2 pseudogenes are annotated in these 812 nt (G+C 61.3%); both read left to right on the plus strand.

The window, feature by feature from the left end:
* A pseudogene (locus tag NW860_RS11190) lies at nucleotides 1-468 on the plus strand (hypothetical protein); the annotation flags it as partial.
* 59 nt (nucleotides 469-527) lie between these two features.
* Nucleotides 528-812, plus strand: a pseudogene (locus NW860_RS11195) (glycosyl transferase); the annotation flags it as partial.

Genomic DNA, 812 nt, shown 5'->3' on the forward strand with positions numbered 1-812 from the left:
CAGGTGGAGCTTAATAGCCCCATCCGGCTGGGATCCCAGTTTGAAATCATCAATCCCCTCAACCAGCAGGTGGCCTTGGCCGCTCAGCCTCAAGAAAACCTCGGCCTTTTGCAGTACTTTCTCCTGAAAGGTAAGCCGAACCTTTGGCTTTCCTGGTGGGGATCTGACCCGGCTTTGGCAGAGCGCCTCAGCCGCGACCTTGCCGATCCGCGCACCCGCCTGGCCAACCAGCTACAGGGAAACGTGCTCACCGCCTACGCTGCCACCCCCCAGCTCACCCAGGTACAGAGTTGGGATCTCACTCCTCAAGGCTATCGGGTGCGCTACCCAGGCCGCTTCAGTTGGCAGCTCCTGTTGTGGCAGTACCGCTACTGGCTGGTGCTAGTGCTGGCTCTCTTGCTGGCAGTAGGGGCCTGGAATACCTACCAACGCTTGGCCCGCCGCCCCGAATCCCCAATCCCCTCGTAGGGGGCTAGTCACGGACTTGCGCTTAAGCCAGACTGAAGCCGAACCCCAACCTAGAGGCCATGCTGCAGTCGATTAAGTCCTGGCTGGTGCAGACAGGCTACCTCACCCGGCAGCAACTGGCGGAAGCCGAGGAGTACCGCGAAGCAGTGGGCTGCTCCTTGCCCAGGGCTCTTTGGAGCTTGCGGGCCATGCACCCCCGTCAGTTTGCTCGCCTCTGCTGTCAGATCTTGGATCGGCCCAAGCTGAGGAGCTGGTTGCTCGAGCATCCCCTCGACCTAGAGCTGCCTTGGCTGATCGAGCCTATCGATCTGGTGCCGGTGCGCTTTTTGCCCTGTGGCTGGCTC

This window comes from Synechococcus sp. F70.1 (genome assembly GCF_047502745.1).
Lineage (GTDB): Bacteria > Cyanobacteriota > Cyanobacteriia > Thermostichales > Thermostichaceae > Thermostichus.